At 48.2% G+C, this 18,347-nt stretch carries 17 protein-coding genes; 9 read left to right on the forward strand and 8 right to left on the reverse strand.

The window, feature by feature from the left end:
• The first annotated feature begins 89 nt into the window (after window positions 1-89).
• From AC2YIT_RS13745 to AC2YIT_RS13760, 4 genes are all read left to right on the forward strand, one after another.
• A complete protein-coding gene (locus tag AC2YIT_RS13745; RefSeq protein ID WP_430845825.1) occupies window positions 90-1,829 on the forward strand; it encodes a GMC family oxidoreductase in 1,740 nt (579 codons plus the stop codon).
• Window positions 1,830-1,858: 29 nt separating this feature from the next.
• On the forward strand, window positions 1,859-2,494 hold the full coding sequence (locus tag AC2YIT_RS13750) for a gluconate 2-dehydrogenase subunit 3 family protein (protein ID WP_430845824.1): 636 nt from the start codon (window positions 1,859-1,861) through the stop codon (window positions 2,492-2,494).
• Window positions 2,495-2,661: 167 nt separating this feature from the next.
• Window positions 2,662-4,104: a T9SS type A sorting domain-containing protein gene (locus AC2YIT_RS13755; protein ID WP_487279536.1), complete on the forward strand. Its 1,443-nt coding sequence runs from the start codon at window positions 2,662-2,664 to the stop codon at window positions 4,102-4,104.
• Window positions 4,105-4,165: 61 nt separating this feature from the next.
• A complete protein-coding gene (locus tag AC2YIT_RS13760; RefSeq protein ID WP_487279537.1) occupies window positions 4,166-4,897 on the forward strand; it encodes a class I SAM-dependent methyltransferase in 732 nt (243 codons plus the stop codon).
• Between the two features lie 81 nt (window positions 4,898-4,978).
• On the opposite strand, the gene AC2YIT_RS13765 is transcribed toward AC2YIT_RS13760, so the two are convergent.
• The 5 genes from AC2YIT_RS13765 to folP all read right to left on the reverse strand — a co-directional run bounded on the left by AC2YIT_RS13765 (window position 4,979) and on the right by folP (window position 10,234).
• Window positions 4,979-6,592, reverse strand: a complete 1,614-nt coding sequence (locus AC2YIT_RS13765) for an ABC-F family ATP-binding cassette domain-containing protein (protein WP_430845821.1) — start codon at window positions 6,590-6,592, stop codon at window positions 4,979-4,981.
• A gap of 138 nt (window positions 6,593-6,730) precedes the next feature.
• Window positions 6,731-8,005 (reverse strand): lactonase family protein, encoded by a 1,275-nt coding sequence (locus tag AC2YIT_RS13770; RefSeq protein WP_430845820.1) that lies wholly within the window; start codon window positions 8,003-8,005, stop codon window positions 6,731-6,733.
• A 169-nt stretch (window positions 8,006-8,174) separates the two neighbouring features.
• The gene (gene rpsT, locus AC2YIT_RS13775; protein WP_019944067.1) at window positions 8,175-8,438 is read right to left on the reverse strand and encodes a 30S ribosomal protein S20; all 264 of its coding nucleotides are present in this window, start codon (window positions 8,436-8,438) and stop codon (window positions 8,175-8,177) included.
• A 103-nt stretch (window positions 8,439-8,541) separates the two neighbouring features.
• Window positions 8,542-9,345 carry a diadenylate cyclase CdaA gene (gene cdaA / locus AC2YIT_RS13780; protein WP_430845819.1) on the reverse strand — a complete coding sequence of 268 codons (804 nt, stop codon included), beginning with the start codon at window positions 9,343-9,345 and terminating at the stop codon, window positions 8,542-8,544.
• 37 nt (window positions 9,346-9,382) lie between these two features.
• Window positions 9,383-10,234: a dihydropteroate synthase gene (gene folP / locus AC2YIT_RS13785; protein ID WP_430845818.1), complete on the reverse strand. Its 852-nt coding sequence runs from the start codon at window positions 10,232-10,234 to the stop codon at window positions 9,383-9,385.
• Window positions 10,235-10,261: 27 nt separating this feature from the next.
• On the opposite strand from folP, the gene AC2YIT_RS13790 reads away from it, so the two are divergent.
• Genes AC2YIT_RS13790 through AC2YIT_RS13800 form a run of 3 tightly spaced genes read left to right on the forward strand, consistent with a single transcriptional unit; the run spans window position 10,262 to window position 12,504 of the window.
• Entirely contained in the window at window positions 10,262-10,864 is a 603-nt protein-coding gene (locus tag AC2YIT_RS13790; protein WP_487279538.1) for a DUF1599 domain-containing protein, read from the forward strand.
• A 33-nt stretch (window positions 10,865-10,897) separates the two neighbouring features.
• The gene (locus AC2YIT_RS13795) at window positions 10,898-11,989 is read left to right on the forward strand and encodes a BT_3928 family protein (RefSeq protein ID WP_487279539.1); all 1,092 of its coding nucleotides are present in this window, start codon (window positions 10,898-10,900) and stop codon (window positions 11,987-11,989) included.
• An 11-nt stretch (window positions 11,990-12,000) separates the two neighbouring features.
• On the forward strand, window positions 12,001-12,504 hold the full coding sequence (locus AC2YIT_RS13800; protein ID WP_487279540.1) for a shikimate kinase: 504 nt from the start codon (window positions 12,001-12,003) through the stop codon (window positions 12,502-12,504).
• 55 nt (window positions 12,505-12,559) lie between these two features.
• Here the strand turns inward: AC2YIT_RS13800 and AC2YIT_RS13805 are convergent, their stop codons facing one another.
• Complete coding sequence (locus tag AC2YIT_RS13805) at window positions 12,560-14,113, reverse strand: OmpP1/FadL family transporter (protein WP_487279541.1); 1,554 nt, start codon at window positions 14,111-14,113, stop codon at window positions 12,560-12,562.
• A 103-nt stretch (window positions 14,114-14,216) separates the two neighbouring features.
• Window positions 14,217-15,494, reverse strand: a complete 1,278-nt coding sequence (locus tag AC2YIT_RS13810) for a hypothetical protein (RefSeq protein ID WP_430845813.1) — start codon at window positions 15,492-15,494, stop codon at window positions 14,217-14,219.
• Window positions 15,495-15,683: 189 nt separating this feature from the next.
• On the opposite strand from AC2YIT_RS13810, the gene proS reads away from it, so the two are divergent.
• Together proS and AC2YIT_RS13820 are read left to right on the forward strand one after the other, a co-directional pair.
• Window positions 15,684-17,159 carry a proline--tRNA ligase gene (gene proS / locus AC2YIT_RS13815; RefSeq protein WP_487279542.1) on the forward strand — a complete coding sequence of 492 codons (1,476 nt, stop codon included), beginning with the start codon at window positions 15,684-15,686 and terminating at the stop codon, window positions 17,157-17,159.
• Window positions 17,160-17,228: 69 nt separating this feature from the next.
• Window positions 17,229-17,657, forward strand: coding sequence for an FKBP-type peptidyl-prolyl cis-trans isomerase (locus AC2YIT_RS13820; RefSeq protein WP_430845811.1), 429 nt, complete (start codon window positions 17,229-17,231; stop codon window positions 17,655-17,657).
• Window positions 17,658-17,714: 57 nt separating this feature from the next.
• Here the strand turns inward: AC2YIT_RS13820 and AC2YIT_RS13825 are convergent, their stop codons facing one another.
• On the reverse strand, window positions 17,715-18,344 hold the full coding sequence (locus AC2YIT_RS13825; RefSeq protein WP_487279543.1) for an AlbA family DNA-binding domain-containing protein: 630 nt from the start codon (window positions 18,342-18,344) through the stop codon (window positions 17,715-17,717).
• Between the last annotated feature and the right edge of the window lie 3 nt (window positions 18,345-18,347).

Genomic DNA, 18,347 nt, shown 5'->3' on the forward strand with positions numbered 1-18,347 from the left:
ACTCTGGAATGTCGGAGACTTGGCACTGCGTTACCTGATACGTGTTTATATTTATTGGTTAAATAGTACTATCTAAACAACCCTTTACTATGTTTCAAATCAAAGAACAACCTACCGTTTTCGACGTCGCGATTATCGGCTCGGGCGCGGGAGGCGGAATGGCAGCTTATCAACTTGCCAAAGCGGGTGCCAAGGTGGCTCTTTTGGAAGCAGGTGGATATTTCGATCCTGCCGATCCAAAATACATTACTCAACTGAAATGGCCTTACGAATCCCCACGCCGCGGCGCAAGTACCCACCGCCCTTTCGGTGATTTCGATGCAGCCTGGGGTGGATGGGAAATCGAGGGAGAACCCTATACACACAAAAACGGAACGCAATTCGACTGGTTCAGATCCCGTATGCTCGGAGGCCGTACCAACCACTGGGGACGCATTTCCCTGCGTTTCGGCCCAAAAGACTTCAAACGAAAAAGCATCGACGGCCTTGGCGACGACTGGCCGATCAGCTACGACGATGTAAAACCTTATTACGATCAGGTAGACAAGCTTATCGGTGTTTTCGGGACCGTAGAAGGTCTGGACAACGAACCGGACGGCATCTTCCTTCCTCCGCCGAAGCCACGCCTGCACGAGCTTTTCCTTAAACAGGCAGGTAAAAAGGCAAATATTCCGGTAATCCCGTCACGTCTGTCGATCCTTACCAAACCGATCAACGATCAGCGTGGTGTTTGTTTTTATTGCAGCCAGTGCGCACGCGCGTGTCAGGCGTATGCGGATTTCTCGTCATCATCGGTATTGTGTATTCCAGCAATCAAAACCGGTAACGTAACCTTGATCAACAATGCGATGTGCCGCGAGGTGCTGACCGACCCTTCAACGGGACTGGCAACCGGCGTTTCGTACATTGACCGGGAAAAACTAACCGAGCACACTGTTAAGGCGAAAGTGGTGGTACTCGCCGCCTCGGCCGCAGAATCTGCACGCTTGCTGCTCAACTCGAAATCGGCCCGTCATCAAAACGGTCTGGCGAACTCCAGCGGCGTGGTAGGTCGTTACCTCCATGATTCGACCGGCGCATCACGCGGTGCATTCCTGCCCCACCTGATGGACCGTAAGCGCTATAATGAAGACGGCGTAGGCGGTATGCACGTGTACACCCCGTGGTGGCTTGATAACAAAAAACTCGACTTCCCCCGCGGTTACCACATCGAGTACGGCGGCGGTATGGGCATGCCTAGCTATGGATTCGGCTCCGGTATCGAGAACTTGAATGGTAAATATCCGACCAAAGCCGGTGTTATGAAAGAAGCGGGAGGTTACGGTGCGTCGCTGAAGGAGGATTACCGTCGTTTCTACGGTGCCAACATCGGCATGGCAGGTCGAGGCGAAGCGGTGCCTGACTATAATAACTACTGCGAAATCGACCCGAATGTAGTCGACAAATTCGGTATTCCGGTATTGCGCTTCCACTACAAATGGTCTGACTACGAGATTAAGCAGGCAAAGCACATGCACGATACTTTCGAGGAGATTATCCATGCATTGGGCGGCGTAGCAAACGGAACCAAGCCGGGCGCGGATACCAACTACGGTCTGGCAGCTCCTGGACGCATCATCCACGAGGTAGGAACTGTTCGAATGGGCGACGATCCGAAAACGTCCGCATTGAACAAGTTCTCGCAGGCACACGACGCTAAAAACGTATTTGTGGTAGATGGTGGTTCGTTCGTGTCTCAAGCCGACAAAAACCCAACCTGGACAATCCTGGCGCTCTCCATGCGTGCCTCAGAATACATTATCAATCAGGTTAAACAGAAAAATATCTAACATTTGAACCCTGTTCAAATCATAAGCATATGAAACGCAGAGATTCATTAAAGTCACTGACCCTAAGCTCGCTGGGGATAGCCGCATTGAGCCCTCAGGTGGCCCTTGCCGAACAGCGGGACCTCGAAACTCAAAACCCACCGGAAACCCCGCTTAAAATTCCGGGAGGACGCACAAAAGAAGAAGCGATCCGCGATGCTAAACTGGCCAAAGAGAAATTTTTGACCACGGCCGAACTGGCTACTATCAAAGTTTTGGTGGACATTATCATCCCAGCCGACGCAACTTCCGCCAGCGCATCCCAGGCGGGTGTAGTGGAGTTTATCGACTTCATTGTGAAGGACATGCCTCAACATCAGACGCCGATCCGTGGCGGCCTGCGCTGGCTCGAAAGAGAATCACTCAACCGCTTCGGCAAAGGATTTACATTGGCCACCAAAGCCCAGCAAATCCAAATCGTAGACGATATCGCATACCCTCAAAAAGCGAAGCCTATTCACAGCCAGGGTGTCGCATTCTTCAATTTGATGCGTAACCTTACGGCTTCCGGTTTCTACACATCTAAAATCGGTATAGCCGACCTGGGTTATAAAGGCAACACGCCGAATGTATGGGAAGGCGTTCCGGAAGATGTGTTGAAGCAATATGGTTTGAGCTACGATTGAGCTTCCTGTTTTCATACGAAAAACAACAGCCCCGCCTCTGCCTGAGGTGGGGCTTTTTGTAAACAGGTCGGCACAAAATGCTTTGAACACTGGAAATGAGATGATACCTTTGAAACAGTTAGCATAGCTAATAAAAGAATTCACTCAACGTTTAAACACTTTCAAATATGAAGAAGATTTACCTGTTAATCTCAATTTGCCTTTTTTCTCAATTCCTAAATGCGCAGAGCTGCAACGCACCTGAATTCACAAGCCAGCAGCAACTTGATAACTTCAAAATTCAAAATCCCGGGTGCAAGACAATCTCGGGAAGTGTGTTCGTCTCGGGGGCCGACATTACAAATCTGAATGGCCTCTCCAATATAACCCATGTTATGGGCGATGTGACGATCATTAATAACCCAACACTTCCAAACATGAGTGGATTAGGCGCGTTGACGGACATAAACGGCCGTCTAACGATCAATAACAACCCCGCCTTATTAAATGTAGACGGACTCGGTGCTCTCACCAACATTTACAATGGGATTAATGTAGAAGGAAATCAGTCGCTTACAGATCTTTCGGGCTTGCAATCCCTTTCCTATGTAAATAGTTACCTGAGAGTCGTTTACAATCCGGTTTTAACCAGTGTTGAAGTATTTAATAAAATTACTTCTGTCACCGACTTCCTGTCGGTAGGTGCCAATCCTATGCTGGAAAGCCTGTCCGGTCTTCGCAATATTACCACTGCCAATTCAGTTTCCATAGCCCTGAATGACAAACTATTGAACCTCGATGGCCTGAAATCACTGACAAGTACCACAGGTTATCTTTACATCGGATACAATCCCTTACTTACCAACCTGCAAGGCCTCGGCAATTTGAAAAATATCGGCTACTATTTAAATATCACCAACAACAATGCCCTTACTTCGCTAACCGGACTGGATAGCCTTGAATTGGCCAGCCAAATCCAGATTCAGAACAACCCAAACTTATCTGAATGCGCAATCCGCTCCATCTGCGCGATCCTGAATGCTAATGCAGCATCTTTCTTTGTGACTTCCAATGCCACGGGATGCAATACCGGGCAAGAATTGGCAACCCAATGCGCCAAGTTGCCAATAGACCTGGTCAGTTTTTCAGGTGAAAGTAAAATGGAGGGAAATGTGCTCAAATGGGTAACAGCCTCTGAAATAAATAACAAGGGCTTTGAGGTAGAAAAGAGTTCTAATGGCAAGTCATTCCAAAAAATCGGCTTTGTGAAGGGCAGTACAGATAGCTGGCGAGCGCTGAATTATTCATTTACCGACCCAACTCCCCATTCATTAACTTACTATCGCCTGAAACAGATCGATTGGGACGGAAGTTCCACCTATTCAAAAATGGTCGTTGTACAGAGTAAAGAACCAGCCGTCGCAGTTTACCCGAATCCTTCACGCGGCCGCCTGAGTATTCGCGCGAAAAATCAGAACCAGCCGTACTATATCAAGGACGGGCAGGGCATTATCGTTAAGGAATCCCCGGTCCTTCCCGATAAGGAAATTTCAACAGAGTCATTGCAGGACGGCATCTACTTTCTGACCGTCGGTTCCGAAGTATTTAAGATTTTAGTAGTTAATGACTAGAAAACTTCTGGGTTCGATTCACTTATTTTGCACACTCTAAAACAAATTCGCATTCGGCCACATGCAGATATCCGACAATATAAAAGATTCATATTCAAGTCAATATGACGAAAACTCCGTAAAGTGGCGTAACACCGGCGCTCGCTACAAGGCGCTTAACATCGTTGAGCTTTCCAAATCGATCCAATTCAAAAATGTATTGGAGGTAGGTGCCGGAGAAGGAAGCATTCTGAATTGGCTGTCGCAATGGAATTTTTGCGATGATTTGAACTGCATTGAAATTTCCGAAAGCGGTATCGAGTTGATCAAATCCAAGAATATCAGCAACCTCAAAAGTGTCCTCCTGTTCGACGGGTACAAAATCCCCTATCCCGACAACCATTTCGACCTGGTCATTTGCTCTCACGTATTGGAGCATGTCGAGCATGAGCGGGTTTTGCTGAGGGAAATCAAACGAGTGTCGAAATACCAGATATTTGAAGTACCGATAGATTTTTCATTCTATGTGGATCGGAAATTGGAGCACTTTCTTTCCTACGGCCACATCAACATTTACACACCGTCATTATTCCGGTTTTTGTTGAAATCTGAAAATTTTGAAGTCATAAAGGATATTACCTACCTGTATGACGACGAAGTCTTACAGCTCATGTTTAAAAAGAAGAATTCCGCTTATTATATCACAAAAATCAAATTTGCGATCCTCTCCATGGTACCTTATTTGCGAGGTATAAAGCCCAGTTCCTATGCAGTGTTAACAAAAAAAACAGAGAAACAGCTCTCGATTTTTTAACCTACTAAGTAGCATATATAAAAGCACAGCCCCGTTTCGGTTTTGAAACGGGGCTGTGCTTTTATATGATTTAACCTGAAATCAATACAGTTTCTGACGCTGCTGTTTCACGGTTTCATCCGTCAGGAACTCATCGTAAGTCATCAGCTTGTCGAGAATTCCTTTTGGTCCGATCTCGATAATGCGGTTCGCGACAGTTTCCACGAACTGGTGGTCGTGCGAATAGAATAGCAGGCATCCGGTGAAGTCGATCAGGCCGTTGTTCAATGCAGTGATCGATTCGAGGTCGAGGTGGTTGGTAGGGTCGTCGAGTACGAGTGCATTCGCCCCGGAGAGCATCGTGCGCGAGAGCATACAACGTACTTTTTCACCTCCGGAAAGTACTTTCGCCTTCTTCAACGACTCTTCGCCGGAGAAAAGCATCCGGCCCAGGAAACCGCGAATAAAGCTTTCATCCTTCTCGTCGGAATACTGGCGCAGCCAGTCAACCAGATTCAAATCCACATCGAAGAACTGTCCCGGATCTTTCGGGAAGTAGGATTTGGTGATGGTAACACCCCAGCTAAACTCGCCCTTATCGGCCTTATCCACTTCACTTACAATATCAAACAATGCACTGATCGCCAGTACATTTCGGCTCACAAACGCAATTTTATCTCCTTTATTGACGGTAAAGCTGATATTGTCGAACAGCTTGGTTCCGTCCTCGGCGGTTTTGGAAAGCCCCTCCACGCGCAAAATCTGGTCACCCACCTCACGCTCGGATTTGAATGCGATGTAGGGATACTTGCGGGAAGATGGCTTAATATCATCAACAGTCAGTTTTTCCAGCAATTTGGCGCGGGAAGTTGCCTGCTTCGATTTCGAAGCATTCGCGCTGAACCGGCGGATAAAATCCTCCAATTCCTTACGCTTGTCTTCCGCTTTCTTGTTGGCATCCTGGCGCTGTTTCAATGCCAGCTGGCTCGATTGGTACCAGAATGAATAGTTACCCGAGAACAGCTGCACTTTGCTGAAATCGATATCCACCACATGCGTACAAACTTCATCGAGGAAGTGACGGTCATGGGAAACCACAATGACCGTGTTCTTGAAATCTGCGAGGAAGTTTTCGAGCCACAATACCGTTTCAACGTCAAGGTTGTTGGTAGGCTCATCAAGTAAAAGCACATCTGGATTACCGAAAAGCGCTTGTGCGAGCAGGACACGCACTTTATCGTTCGCGTTCAGATCGCCCATTAATGAATGGTGCAGGTCTTCGCCCAAACCAAGACCGCTCAAAAGCTGGGCGGCTTCTGTTTCGGCTTCCCATCCATTCAAATCAGCGAACTCTGCTTCGAGGTCGGCGGCTTTTTCACCATCCTCATCCGTGAAATCCTCTTTCGCGTAAATGGCTTCACGCTCTTTCATTACTTTATATAGACGTTCGTGACCGAGAATCACAGTATCCATGACGGTGTACGCATCGAACTCGAACTGGTCCTGTTTCAGGAACGTCATACGCTCGCCGGGGTTCATGCTTACGCTACCGGTCTGCGGCTCGATTTCGCCCGAAAGAATCTTCAAAAAGGTGGATTTCCCGGCTCCGTTAGCGCCGATCACGCCATAGCAGTTACCAGGGACAAACTTTATATTTACTTCGTCGAACAATACCCTTTTACCGTATCGCAGCGATACGTTCTGAACCGTAATCATCTGTAAATTGATTATTTATGAATGAGACCGCAAAATTACAAAAATCGGGCTGATTTAGCATCCTTGGGCGAACTAAATGCAAACAAAACAGGCCGGTAACAAACCGGCCTGCCTATTAAAATCCAAGATTTCCTTTAATCAGGGGATCACGCGCAAGGTATGCGCACCCTTGGCGACACTCACTTTCGCGCCCTGCTTTTTTAATGCCGGGGTATCGCCCTTGGTCACCGACCAGAACTCCACACCGCCATTGCCGCTGCCGTATTCCAGATATTCAAACACGGAAACCGCGAGGTTAGAGCCATCTTTATCAAAAGCGACGCTCTGAGGGTAAATGCCGTCGAACGGATAATCCGCTACTTTGGTCAGCGCGCCGGTGTTGGCCACCTTATATAATGATAGCGACGCTCCGGTACCTGCACCTGCTTCTGCCCATGGCGAGCCGCTCTTGCCTGCATTAGCCGTTACGAGCAGAGTACCATCGGGGCTCAATGCAAATGAACCGGTATTTAACCCAACCGGAGCCTGGCCCGCCACTTTGTGCTCAACCGCGCCATCCATTGAGAAGTCGATCACGAAAACTTCACCTTCACCAGCGCCCTTACCCTGCGGCCCTTTCGCGTCGAGAACGAGGTAATGCTTGCCATCGGCCGTAAACCTTCCGAAAGAAGGGTCAACACCTACTTTTACCGGCTTGCCTACCATTTCCACATTTTTCAGTTTTCCTGCTTCGCGAATCACTTTATATAGACCCACTTCATTGGAATTATCGAGAGTGAACGCGATGAAATCACCGGATGGATGCCATGAAATGTCTATGATACGGTTGGTGGTATCCAATGCGGCAGGCAGGTTCAGGAACCGTGCGGGTTTGCCGTCCGGACCAGCCTCGATGAACACGAGCTCTTTGCCGGTATCATTAGTCGCCAGAATCAGTTCATTTTTGTTGACGTCGATAGAAGTCGGCTTTTTACCGACCGGAAAACCGAATTTTGCCTTCGGCGCCGCCAGGTTGCTGATATCGACCACAAACAGCTTCTCTCCAACCGGAAACTCCTTTGAAATGTCTTTGTATTCCCCTATACCATCCTCCGGTCTGATCCGGTTTTCGAGCACGAATGCGAGCGTTCCGGTCGGTGATACTGCCAGCGTTTTGGAGTAGCCCAGCGCTGAATTTGATACCAGCGCACTTCCCAGGCCTTTACTCCCCCTTTCGATCGGGAATTTAATGGTAGTAAGCTGGTCTTTCGATGTGTTGTCTCTTAATAGCTTACCATCAACCAATGCGGAAGCTGCCAGATCGGCATCAGACGCTACAACCAGACCACGGGCATTGAATGTGATGGGTGATTGGGCTACCGCCGGGATGCTTCCCAACGCAGCCAAACCAGCAAATAATGCTACTTTCTTCATGGAAAAGAATTTAAGTTTTAGGTGGTTTGAACAATTTGAGCTTACATCAAAAAGAACCTTGCAGGGGCGTTTATACCTGTGCAAGGTTCTTTTCAGAACGCGCAATATACAATAAAAAGAAAAACCCCGGCAAGCATTTGCCGGGGTTTCGGGTCACAGGAAGTAAAAATTACGCTGCAACAGCAAGTCCGTTGACGAATTTCGCCAGTTTAGACTTCTGGTTAGAAGCTTTCTTCTTGTGGATGATATTTTTCTTTGCCAAACGATCCAACATTGAAGATACAGTTTTGTAAACTTCAACAGCTACTGCCTTATCAGTCGTTTCACGCAATTTTTTGATGTATGAACGGGTAGTCTTGTGCTGGTAACGATTACGCAAACGCTTAGTTTCGTTAGCGCGGATTCTTTTTAAAGCTGATTTATGATTTGCCATTTGTAATGAATATTTTTCTATTTCTCATTTCGGTCTGCAAAAATAGAAATTGCTTCCCAAAACGCCAAATTTCCTTCCAAAATATATTTTAATTAAAATAAACCTACTTCGGCATGCGCTGCACATCCGAGGCCAGGTACTCCTCGATCCGCGATTCCAGCTCACTATAAGGGATATTGCTGTGCAGCTCTCCCTCCACTGCCAATGAGATTTTACCGGTTTGCTCCGAAATCACAATAACGATCGCGTCCGTAGCCTCGCTCATCCCCATCGCAGCACGGTGGCGGAAACCCAGCGACGACGGCACATCCACGCCATCGGCCACCGGCAGCACGCAGCGTGCCGCTTTCAGAACTCCATCCACAATGATTACCGCGCCATCGTGCAGCTCGCTGTATTGATTGAAGAGCGATACAAGCAGCGGCTTGGAAACACGTGCATCCAGCATCTCACCGGTTTCAACATATTTACCCAAATCGTCGCGCTTGTTGAGCACTATCAATGCACCGGTAAAGTTTGCGGCGATGGTCTTGCTCGCGTCGATCACCTCTTTCAGGTTTTTCACCTTAAAGTCACGCATGGAATTGCCGATGATCTTTTTGAGAAAACCATTATTGGTATAAATGGTCGACTTGCCGATAATGAGCAAAAAACGCCGGATCTCCTGCTGGAAAATCACGATCAATGCTACGGCACCAACCCCCATGAAGTATTGCAGGATGGCTGTCAGCAGCCCCAAACCGAGCCCTTTGACTACCAGATAGAAGACGTAAACGAACAAATACCCGAGAAAAACCCTGCTTGCAATACTTCCCCGAACAAGGGTATATACCTGATAAAGAAGAATGGACACTAAAAAAACATCCAGGATATCAGCCCAATTGATGTTCAGAAAACCCACACGCATACGAAAGGTGATATTTTACAGCGACTAAATTACTATTTTAATTCGGATAGTTACCTGCGGCCATCCACAGTTTTACCGCTTCCACGGCAGGTTTCACGTCATGCACACGGAGGATCGACGCTCCCCGCTCCAATGCCAGCGTGTTGAGCACCGTTGTACCATTTAACGCTTCTTCGGGCGAAATATGCAAGGTTTTGTAGATTGTCGTCTTACGCGAAATGCCCACCAGTACCGGGTATCCCAGTAATTGGAACTGTTTGAGCTCCCGCATCAGCTCGAAATTCTGTGCGATGGTTTTCGCAAATCCGAAACCCGGATCGATGATCAGGTCCGCGACTCCCTTACTTTGCAACAATGCAACTTTCTGCCTTAAATCCCTGAGGATATCCGGCACTAAACGTTCGTAGTCCGTCAGATTGTTCATCGTTTGCGGCGTTCCACGCATATGCATTAATATGTACGGTACACGCAGGCGGGCAACGGTTTCGAACATGGCGTCATCGAGCGTTCCGCCGGCGACATCATTAATCATATGCGCGCCTTTGCGAATGCCTCTTTCGGCTACTTCGGCCCGAAAGGTATCAACAGAAATGATGAGGTCGGGAAAAAATTTAGCAAGTGGCTCCACGGCGGATTCGATGCGGTCGCCCTCCTCCTCCGCGCTCACCTCCCGAGCGCCGGGGCGTGTGGAATAACCGCCGATGTCGATCATACCGGCACCTTCGGAAAGCATCTGTCCGGCCTTTTCGACAATCTCGTCCGTCGCACCAACCCGGCTCCCGGAGTAGAATGAGTCGGGCGTGATATTTATAATGCCCATTACCGCGGGTGCCGACAGATCGAGCAGCGTGCCCCGGATATTGAGCGTTTTTTTACTAACTTGCAACATAAATTCTTTTCAAAAACAGGCAAAGGAATGAATATCAAAGCATTTTCTTCCTACCGTCTGAAAGTCTCTAACTCATTTGAAACAGTGAAATCCACAGAATCGGAATATCAGGAAATCATTCAGTATTGCCAAGATCTTTTTACAAAAAAAAACAAGGACTACGGGACATCCTGGCGTATCCTTCGGCTTCCCTCGATTACCGATCAGATCTTCATCAAGGCCCAACGCATCCGCACTATCCAGGACAAGGGTGTACAGAAAGTGAATGAGGATGTGTCATCCGAATTTATCGGGATCATCAATTATTGCGTCATGGCGCTGATCCAGATCGCGGCCACAGAGCAAAACCAGGATATCGACGATTCAGCATTAACAAATCTTTACAATTCTCAGGTGAACGAAGTGAAGGAATTGTTGTTTAATAAAAACCATGACTATGGCGAGGCGTGGCGCGACATGCGTGTGAGCTCCATGACCGACATCATTCTCATGAAACTGCTAAGGATCAAACAAATCGAAGACAATCAGGGCCTTACACTCGTTTCCGAGGGCGTAAAAGCCGGTTACCAGGATATTATCAACTATTCGGTATTCTGCCTGATTAAATCGAACGCCTTACAGACCAACTAACAAAGACACACCCAAACCGCCGTCCAGTTTGCAATGAAAATCTTTGCCCAGATCTCACGAGTCTTAGTAGGATTACTTTTCATTTTCTCCGGAATCATCAAGCTGAACGACCCGATCGGGACACAGTACAAGCTGGAAGAATATTTCGAGGTTTTCGCGACCGACCTCCCCGCGCTACATGATTTCTTCATGGCGCTCGTGCCGCTGGCACTGTACTTCTCGGTATTTCTTTGCACGGCGGAGGTTGTCCTGGGTATTGCATTACTCGTCGCTTACAAACCCAAAACCACCTCCTGGCTGCTGCTGGCGATCATAGTTTTTTTTACATTCCTGACATTCTATTCGGCTTATTTCAATAAAGTGACCGATTGTGGTTGCTTCGGCGCGGCAATCAAGCTTACACCATGGACGTCGTTTGGCAAGGATATATTCTTGTTGATCCTGATTCTGGTGATCGTATACTACCGAAAGAAGTTCAAATCCTACCCTACCGGCATTATCGTCGTTATCTCGACGCTGGTTTCACTCGGCGTTGCCATTTACTCGTTGCGCCACTTACCGATCGTCGATTTGCTGCCTTACCGTGTGGGCGCGAGCATTCCCGCGCAAATGAAGCCTTCCGAGCCGCTTCGGTATTTATATGTTTTTGAAAAAGATGGCAAAACACTGGAATATGAGCAATATCCGAGTGACACTACACTGAAATTCAAGGAAATGGTCGTGCTGAATGACGATGCGAAACCGAAAATCACGGATTACAAGGTCTGGAATGACGCAGGCGATTTTACGGAACGCACCTTTCAGGGCAAAAAACTTTTCCTGATTATCAAAAGCCTCACCGACATTAATACCGCCGCATTACCGGATATCAACAAGCTGATCAATGCTGTAAAAAGCAAAGGTGTGGAACCGATCATCCTTACTTCGGGAAACAGCGCCGACATCGAGAATTTTCTCTCGCAACACCAGCTTACCGCCCCTTACTATTATGTGGATGCGACGGTTTTGAAAACCATTTCACGCTCCAACCCGGGCCTGTGGCTTTTGAAAGACGGTATTGTGAAAGGCAAATGGCACTACAACGACACCCCGACTGCCGATGAGGTAGTGAGCCTTGTCAAATAATGTGACTTTAAATGAAGAATATAATACTCGTCGGGATGATGTCTTCCGGCAAAACTACGCTCGGCAAAAAGCTCGCACGGGCATTGAATTACCAGTTCGTAGACCTTGACAAGCTAATCGAGAAAGACCAGGGAATGGAGATTTCCGCTATTTTCTCGCAGCAAGGGGAAGCCTATTTCCGGGAAGTCGAAAGCCGGATTTTGAAGGAAACGGCCACACAAAAAGGTATTGTGCTCGCTTCGGGCGGAGGCACACCCTGCTTTTTTGATAATATGAAGGTAATCAAAGGAATGGGCGTCAGCATTTTCCTGGATGTTCCGGCCGAAGATCTTGCAAGAAGGATCCAAAACCATGGCAAGGACGACCGCCCTATTCTTTCTGGCGCGACGTCGCTCGTCGACACGCTGCAAAACCGCATTACAGACCGGCTCCCGTACTACACACAGGCAGACTTTACATTGAAGGGCGAGATAGATGTCAGTCATCTATTGGAAGTGCTTACACCCTTGTTATAACTGAAAAAACCTGCGCTGAGCAGGTTTTTTCAGTTATAATCGCCCCAAGAACGTATCAGAAAAACACCCCGCCCGTCAGCATCACGTTAACCGGCCGATTGGTAATCTCCACGGATGCGTAGTTATTGGGATTGTTCAGATAATAAGGCGTATATGCGGATTTATAGGTGGTAAAGGTTCCCGCCAAATCCACAAAGAAGCGGTCGGTACGTACGCCTACACCCGCCGAAAACAGTAGCTTACTTCGGTCGATCCCGTCTGTACGGTCCAGGTAAGGATCTGCAATATAGGCTCCGCCGATACGCGCGCGGAAGATATTGGCCCTAACCTCTCCTCCCAACCGGAAATTAACAGTGTTACGGAAAGTGTCTTTAATTTCCGCCTTTGTGTCGTTCTTGAAGTCGCGGTTACCGTCGGCATCCAGAAAACTCGTCTTCGCCCGCATGCCGCTGTAACCAACATACTCAATGGTCCCAGTTATAAATCCTTTATTCTGGAAGAACACGGTCCCCCCCAGGTTGCCACGCATCGGCCCTATCAATGTGTATTCAAAATCATTTGCCGCAATGGGAAGTGAGCTGTACGGCGGTGTAATCAGGTTTCCATCCGCATCTTTCACTTTTCCGCCGACGAAGCCCGCAGCTACGCTTTGGCTAAATGTTTCTTTAAGCGCACTTATCGTCGGGCTGATCAGCGTTCCACCGATCTGGAACATCGGATTGAACTTGTACATGGCTCCCAATGAGGCATTGAACCCGTTACCGCGAACTGTAAAATCCTCAAATTGATCGATGTAGGTCAACGAGGGACTGTTTATATAGTCATCGCTAAACCGGGAAGAATAATCATATTTGATCCTGCTGAACCCGATATTTCCGCCCAGGTAAAATTTATCATCCAGGTTGCCCGCGTAAGCAAATGTCCATTGAGAAGTAGCACCTTTGGATGTGAAGTCGCCTGATTGATCCACAACGCTTTTGTCCTCGATCGCAGCGTATGGTCTTTTAGGATCGTCGGTTGGATTAATCAAATACATCTGATAGTAAGCTCCCCGGATGGAGTATGCCAGGGGGCCGCCGGTGGCACCACTATTAAATTCCTTTTCGAGGTCACTTGGCGAAGGTTTTTTATCATTCACTCCCTCGACAACACTGGTCAAGTAGTCGCTGTTGTTGTTGCGGCCGCCATACAGGTAACCGTTTTGGAATGATTGCTGGCGGGAAAAAGAAACCCCGAATGACGACCGCTTCCACTTCCGTTGAAATCCCGGCTGGCTCGCGAACACGAGCGACGCCTGCGGAATGTTGAACAGACTGCTGTTTTGCTTATCCTCGTTTCCGAGGTAGTTGGCTTTGGTGCCAGCAATCGTCACAGCCGGGCTCAAAGTAAATTCATTCCGGTTATAAAATCCCAGACCCGCCGGGTTTCCGTAAATAGAACTGGCGTCGCCGCCGATGGCTGCATGGTTTCCGCCCAGCGCCTGGAAGCGTGCAGATCCGTTCTGGTTAATTTCTGAATAGCGAAGTGCGTCGGTAGCATATTGTGCGAATGCCGCTGATGAAGTGAGCAGCGAAAAGAGGAGCGCAATTCCTGAGGATGTTTTTGACATGGCGGTTAATACTTAATTCAATACAATTTAAACGAAAACCCTGCAAAATTATGACATCTTGCAGGGTTTGACACGACTATCTCTTTTTCAGGATAGTTGTAAATTATCTTGGACCTCTCGAAGAACGGCTTGAACTACCGCCACCGCCACCTCCGCCACCGGATGGTGCGCTGTAACTTCTTGAAGGAGCACTGTACGACGGCTGACTGTAAGTCCGCGTCGGTGCACTGTATGATTCGCTTCTCTGGTTCGAATAGCTTCTGCTAGGCGTTCCGTAATCCTGGGTTCTTGCTGGTGTACTGTACGATGGTGCACTGTACGAAGATGAGGAAGAGCCTCTCGAAGAACGCGGGGACGAATAATAGCTGGCGCCATTGGTGTTTCCGCTTTCGGAAGAGTAGTTACTGGCATTGGCCGAACGAGGACGTGAATAATATACATTACCGCCACTGGCATCTACTACACGCGAACCATAGGACTCCGCGTTTGTTCTTCCGCCATTCGCCACTGCACTACCACGGCTTGAGCGTTCCGATCTTGGCGAAGAATAATATGTATCGCCTGAGATCACACGGCCACCATCGCGGCTTCCCCTTGTAGCGGTTTCTGAACGTGTCCGCGACGAGTTTACAAAATTAGAGTTGTAACGTTCACTGCTGCGGTTTCTGCTCGCGTCGACCACACGCGGCCCGTAAGTTCTCGTATAGCCTCGGTCGGAATTGTTGATCACGATCACCGGACGGCTGTAAGCCCATGGCGAATAACCGTAACCGCCGTAGAAGCCATCGTAGTAACCTCCACCCCAGCCGTACATGCTGTTATAACCCCACGGGCTGTATCCCCACGGACTGTAAAACGGATCATAGCCATAGCTTAACATGCTGCCATAGCCCCATGGTGAATAACCCCATGGAGAATACCCAATCATCGATCCGAAGCCGAATCCGAAGTAAGGACGCATTCTAAACCCGCTGTAACCGAAGTTGAGTGACAGACCTGCGTAGCTGCCGGGCCAATAGGAGCCCAAACCGCCGTAATAAGGACTATTAAAATTCGCTGCATTATAGCCGTCGACAAAACCTGCATTATAGCCCACGTCTGTCGATACCTGACGTTTTACTGCTCTGGACGAAAGGTAATTTTCGTCGTAATAGTCCGCTGTACCGTTTTCGGAATAGTTGCCTGTATAGGTATAATCCGGATTGTCCGAACGGGATACTTCCTGATCACTTCCCCGGTCAGCCAACACAAGTCCTCCGCCGGAGTTTCCCCCGTAGAGATCATCATATCCGCCGCCCGAGCGCGATGCATACTGATTTGAAGTACATCCCCAAGCTCCCAACAGCACCAGCAAAGACAAATATTTTGCTTTATTGAACATACTCATGGCTTTTAAGGATTAAAAGTTTGTTGCTAATATAGATATAAAAACGCATTCTCCCTGTGAAGTAAACGTCCGTAACTATACATTAATTCCAAAGTTAACATAAAAAACTATCTTTGCAACTCCCTTGAAAAAAGGCCTGAATTAACGTAATACTCCATTTCAATTCCAAAATAATACAAAGTAATGAGTAAAGCCTTGCCCACACGAAGTGAAAACTACTCCGAATGGTACAATGAATTAGTGAAACGCGCCGACCTGGCCGAAAACTCACCGGTAAGAGGTTGTATGGTGATCAAACCGTATGGGTACTCGATCTGGGAAAAAATGCAGCGCGCGCTGGATGACATGTTCAAAGAAACAGGCCATACCAATGCCTATTTCCCGCTTTTCATCCCGAAATCGTACCTCAGTAAGGAGGCTTCACACGTGGAAGGGTTTGCCAAGGAGTGCGCCGTAGTGACGCATTACCGCCTCAAAAACGATCCGAACGGCAAAGGTGTTATCGTTGACCCGGAAGCGAAACTGGAAGAAGAACTGATCGTTCGCCCGACTTCGGAGACGGTCATTTGGAGTACTTATAAAAACTGGATCCAGTCGTACCGCGACCTGCCGCTGCTGATCAACCAATGGGCGAACGTGGTGCGTTGGGAAATGCGTACGCGCCTGTTCCTGCGCACGGCCGAGTTCCTGTGGCAGGAAGGCCACACCGCGCACGCTACCGCACAGGAAGCAATTGCGGAAACAAAGCAAATGCTGGAAGTATACGCACAGTTTGCCGAAGAATGGATGGCTGTACCCGTTGTCAAAGGAGTGAAAACTGCTAACGAACGTTTTGCAGGTGCGGAAGACACTTACTGTATCGAAGCGATGATGCAGGACGGAAAAGCATTGCAGGCCGGAACTTCCCACTTCCTGGGCCAGAACTTCGCAAACGCATTCGACGTGAAATTCCAGGACAAGGAAGGTAAGCTGGATTATGTTTGGGGAACTTCATGGGGCGTTAGTACACGTCTGATGGGCGCGCTCATCATGGCGCATTCCGACGACGCCGGCCTCGTATTGCCTCCAAAACTGGCACCTATCCAGGTGGTGATCGTTCCTATTTACCGGAACGACGAGCAACTGACGCAGATTTCCGAGAAAGTAGCGGAAATCACCAAAGATTTGAAGAAACTGGGCATCAGCGTTAAATACGACAGCAGTGACAATGCGAAGCCAGGTTTCAAATTTGCTGAATATGAATTGAAAGGTGTTCCTGTGCGATTGGCTATGGGCGGCCGTGACCTCGAAAACGGTACGGTGGAAGTAGCACGCCGCGATACCAAAACCAAGGAGACGGTTTCGGTGGAAGGCATTGCAATTTATGTACAGAACCTGCTCAACGACATTCAGGAGTCTATTTACAAGAAAGCGCTTACATTCCGCGAGGAGAATACCCATAAAGTAGATTCTTTCGAAGAATTCAACCATATTCTCGATACCAAAGGCGGGTTTATCCTAGCGCATTGGGACGGCACTTCCGAGACCGAAGAGAAGATCAAGGAAGAAACGAAGGCAACCATCCGGTGCATTCCTTTGAACCAGGAGGCAGAGGAGGGCGTTTGCATTTACTCGGGCAAACCGTCGAAAGGACGTGTCGTATTTGCCCGGGCATACTAATTTTCATTCTCAATGTATTCGTGAAAAAAGATTCGCGAATGCTTTTTCAAACCATCTAAATATAGAATTATGAGTCAGGCAAAGGCTGGTGACAAAGTGCAGGTCCATTATAAAGGTACCCTGCCGGACGGACAACTTTTTGATTCCTCCGAAGGACGTGAGCCTTTGAGCTTTACGCTGGGAAGCGGACAGGTCATCAAAGGATTTGACGATGGTGTAACGGGCATGGAAATCGGCGACAAAAAGACAATCAACATTCCTAATGCCGAAGCTTATGGCCCGGTGAACGACGAAATGGTCATCCAATTCGACCGCGCGCAAATCCCTGCCGACATTCCATTAGAGGTTGGCGGTACATTGAACATGCATCAGGACGGCGGCCAGGTCATCCCGGTTGTTGTAAGGGAGGTTACTGAAACTTACGTGGTACTGGACGCTAACCACCCGTTGGCAGGTCAGGATCTTATTTTTGAACTGGAGTTGGTAGGTATCAACTAATCAACGTAATCTATGAAACGCGGTCGGCACCCGGAATTCCGGGGTTGACCGCGTTTTTTATTCAGCCCATTTGAGACTGAAACTTTCAGGTTTTCCTCTGGAGAGTTTGAGTAAAATCTGACGCGCAGCCAAATCCTGCAACATCCGTTCCGCCCTTTTTTCGGAGATATTGATGATTTTTGAGAATGCTTTGGCCGTTACGGAATCTGTTTCTTTGAGGTAAGTGATCAATGTCTTCACATGCCGTGTGGCCAATAACTTCTCCGTCTCCGGATCGGTTCCGTTGTAAAGCAGCAGCCTTGGAATAGGCATACTTTTGTCTTTCACACGAATGTAAATAATGCGTTCGCCTTTCTCGTTCAATGCGTGATGCGGCTTGTGTTCACTTTCATTGATAGCCACCCGCAACACCTTCTTGCCGTCCAGGTTCTCCGATTTGATCTGAACCACTAATTCCGGTTCAATGAGTTTCACGAGCGCCTTTTCAAGCTTTTGTAACTCCCGCAATTCCGATTGCACGCCCATAATAGCTCCGTGATCCGCCACACCGATTAGCAGGTTTCCGCCGGAGGTGTTGGCAAAGGAAACAATGGTTTTGGCAATTTTGAAAGGACTGTCAACCGTCCTCTTGAACTCAATCGTGAGTCCCTCCCCTTCTTTAATTAACTGAATGATACTTTTATCCATGCA

The organism is Dyadobacter sp. SRI_021 (assembly GCF_057586235.1).